At 59.5% G+C, this 3,613-nt stretch carries 4 protein-coding genes; all 4 read left to right on the top strand.

Features of this window, described 5'->3' with window-relative positions; all coding sequences use genetic code 11:
* On the top strand, nt 1–971 hold a 971-nt coding region (locus Q0L39_RS11300; RefSeq protein WP_296629264.1), incomplete at its 5' end, for an ABC transporter ATP-binding protein.
* 79 nt (nt 972–1,050) lie between these two features.
* Nucleotides 1,051–2,031, top strand: coding sequence for a sulfurtransferase (locus tag Q0L39_RS11295; protein ID WP_296629263.1), 981 nt, complete (start codon nt 1,051–1,053; stop codon nt 2,029–2,031).
* 6 nt (nt 2,032–2,037) lie between these two features.
* Nucleotides 2,038–2,715: a hypothetical protein gene (locus tag Q0L39_RS11290; protein ID WP_296629261.1), complete on the top strand. Its 678-nt coding sequence runs from the start codon at nt 2,038–2,040 to the stop codon at nt 2,713–2,715.
* Nucleotides 2,716–2,782: 67 nt separating this feature from the next.
* Nucleotides 2,783–3,613, top strand: an 831-nt coding sequence (locus Q0L39_RS11285) for a rhodanese-like domain-containing protein (RefSeq protein ID WP_296629260.1), incomplete at its 3' end; no start/stop codon positions are given.

Genomic DNA, 3,613 nt, shown 5'->3' with positions numbered 1-3,613 from the left:
TGCACGGGCTGGAGATTCTGCACGGCATCGACCTGAGCGTTCATCAAGGGGAGCTTCTCTCCCTGCTGGGACCGTCCGGCTGCGGAAAAAGCACGCTGCTCAAGACGGTGGCGGGACTGCTGGAAGCGCAGGCGGGAGATATCTGCATCGACGAAAGGTCGGTGCTGGGACTTCCCACCGAAAAGCGCGGCGCCGTCATCGTATTTCAGGACCTGCGGCTGTTTGATAACCTCAGCGTCGCAGGCAATATCGAATTTTCGCTCAAATTGCAGCGGATGCCCCGTCCTCAGCGGGATCAGCGGGTGCGCCGGCTGCTGGAAATTGTGCGCCTGCCAGGGATGGAAAAGCGCAGAGTCAGTCAGCTGTCCGGCGGACAGATGCAGCGGGTGGCACTGGCAAGAGCGCTGGCTGCCCAGCCGCGGCTGTTGCTGCTCGACGAGCCGTTTTCCAGTCTGGACGAGAAGCTGCGCGAGGAGATGCGCGGCTTTGTGATGGAGCTGCACCGGCAGTCGGACATCACCATCGTGATGGTCACCCACGACAAAAACGAAGCGCTTTCGATGTCCGACCGCATCGCACTGATGATGGACGGACGAGTGGTGGAGGTGGAGACCCGGCAGGACAGTTGGCACGCTCCGGCCACCGGTCAGGCGTCGGACTACTTCGGCGGCTGCGGCTACCTTGGCGGAGAGGTCAGGGACGGAGTGTTTTACCATCCGGCGCTGACCGCCGCCGCTCCCGATTGCAGCGACGGACGCTATACTGCGCGCATCCTGCCAGGGATGCTTCGCCTGCTCGAACAGGGCAGCTGGGAGGTCGCGCGGGTGCGCTATCAGGGTGAATGGAGCCTTGTCGATCTGCGGTTGGACGGAGAAACGCTGCTGGTGCAGTCACAGCATCCGCCTGCCGTGGGAAGCAGGTGCGGCATCGAGATCGACCCGCATCAGCTTCAGCTTTACCCGCAGGAATAAAAAGTTGACCGGCGGAAAATTCCGCTAATAATAAACAGGTCCGCATCGACGGACCAAAAAAGAAAGGAATGTATTTCTCATGAAAAAGATTCTTGCTCTGCTGCTCTGTGCAATGATGCTCGCCGGCATGATGACCGGCTGTGGCCAGACCCAGACCACCACCGAGCAGACCACCACCGAACAGACCGAGGAAACCACCACCGAGGCCGAAACCGAAACCGAGGCTGAAACCGAGGAAGCAGCCTTCACCGGCAAGTACATCGCTGACCCTGAGTACATCAAGGAGCGCATCGGCAGCGAGGACGTCATCTTTATTGATGCCCGCGGCGCAGACGCAGCCAAAAAAGGCACCGTGCAGGGCGCCATCGCAACCGCATGGCAGCCGTTAGCCCGCTGTGCAGAGGGTGAATCCGGCGACGAGATGTGGGGAACCATCCTGCCGCTCGACCAGCTCAGCGAAGCGCTCAGCTCGATGGGCATCACACCGGACAAGGAAGTCATCCTGTTCTCGGACGGCAAAGACGGCTGGGGCGACGATGGACGTATCGCCTGGGAGCTGATCGCTGTCGGCTTTGAGAATGTCAAGATCGCTGACCGCGGCTTCTCCGCGCTGGAAGCAGCCGGCGTTCCAACCCAGAAGGGCGCAGAGGAGTTCACTCCTGCCGAAGTCACCGTATCTGCCCTCGACGAAACCCACGTCATCAACACCGATGCCCTGGTAGAAACCTATGACACCGTCAAGGTAGTTGACGTCCGCGCCGACGAAGAATATAACGGCGAAGTGCTCTACGGCGAAAAAGCCGGCGGCCACCTGCCAGGCGCCATCCATATCCGCTTCACCGACCTGTTTAACGACGACAACGTCCTCAAATCCAACGAGGAAATCACCGCCATGTTTGAAGAAGCAGGTCTTACCACCGACGACACCATCGTCACCTACTGCACCGCCGGCATCCGTTCGGCTTACATGCAGATGGTGCTGGAGATGTGCGGCTTCGAAAACAGCCTCAACTACGACGAATCCTACTATCGTTGGTGCGCTGTTCAGGAAGTGGAATAATTCCTGATGCGACGCTCTGAGGATATCAAAGGTAGGGCGCGCCTGATCGTCTGGCTGGCGCTGCTGCTGATCGCCGCGGCGGTCTGCCTATCGGACAGCCTGCGGGCAGCCTTTCTGGGACAGGTCATGCTCTTTACACAGAAAAGCCCGCAGACGCTCGCCGGTGCGCTGCGCTCCGGCGGCATCTGGACCGCCTTCTGGCTTGCACTGTTTCGCACAGCCGTCCTGCCGTGGCTGCCGCCGCTTGTCACCATCGCCGACACCATGGTGTACGGCAAAGCTGTCGGCATCCTGCTTTCCTGGACAAGCCACCTGCTGGCGGCGGCGTGCTGCTTTGCGCTCTCCCGCTGGCTGATCGCTCCGCCGGTCAAAAGCTGGCTGTCGCTCTCTGTCCAGCGCCGGATAGAGCGCTGGGGCGGCGTTTTGTGCATCGCCCTTGTGCTGTGGCTGCCTGGAATGGGCGGCGTTGCGGGCTATCTGCTCGGCGGCAGTGGACTGAGCTTGCGGCGCTGGCTTGCAGCAACTGCCGCGGCAGAGCTTGCCGGCGCGCTCAGTTTTGGACTGTTTTGCTCGCCCTATCAGACCGCGCTGCCGGCAAAGGTGCAGCTTGTTCTGCGCCTGACAGCAATCCTTGTGGTGCTGACGGCGGTGGTATTTTCCCGCCGCCGCACCGATAAGAGATAGACATGATAATATTGCAGGGCAAAACCTTTGCCTTCTGCAATCAATAAATATCTGGAGGTAGATAACAATGAAAAAAGTATTGGCAATGCTTCTTTGCGCAATGATGGTTGCCAGCATGATGGCTGGCTGCACATCGCAGAAAGAGACAGAAACCACCTCGACCACCACAGAGGAGACCACCGAAGCTGCATCCGAAGAAAGCACCGAGGAAGCAGCAGAAGAGACAGCTTCCGCCGAAATCACCGCACCGGAAAAAGACGTCGAGATGCAGTACATCAGCGTTGAGGATGCCACCAAGGTGCTGGACAGCGACGACTACACCTTCCTGGACGTCCGCAAAGCCGAGGACTATAACACCTCGCATGTTCCAGGCGCCGTCGGCGCAGACATGGACGCTGCCAAAAACGGCGACTTCGACGCCGGCGTAGCTACCATGCAGGAGGCAACCAAGGACGTAGACAACAATCTGGTTGTCATCTGCTACACTGGTAAATCCTATGCACAGGCAACCACCAACGTGCTGTCTGCACTGGGCTACGACATGTCCAAGGTATACACCCTCGAGGGCGGCTTTAAGGCATGGACCGAGGCACAGCCGGAAAATGTAGAGGTATCCGCCGAGATCACCGCACCGGAATCGGATGTAGAGATGCAGTACATGAGCGTCGAGGACGCATCCACCCATCTGGGCGAGGAAGGCTATACCTTCCTGGACGTCCGCAAAGCCGAGGACTATAACACCTCGCACATCCCAGGTGCCGTCGGCGCAGACATGGACGCAGCCAAGAGCGGCGACTTTAACGCAGGCGTTTCGACCATGCAGGTAGCCACCCGCGACCTGGATGACACCCTGGTTGTCATCTGCTACTCGGGCAAATCCTACGCACAGGCAACCACC

The organism is uncultured Negativibacillus sp. (assembly GCF_944388365.1).
Lineage (GTDB): Bacteria > Bacillota > Clostridia > Oscillospirales > Ruminococcaceae > Negativibacillus.
This window is presented reverse-complemented; position numbering and strand designations above follow the sequence as displayed.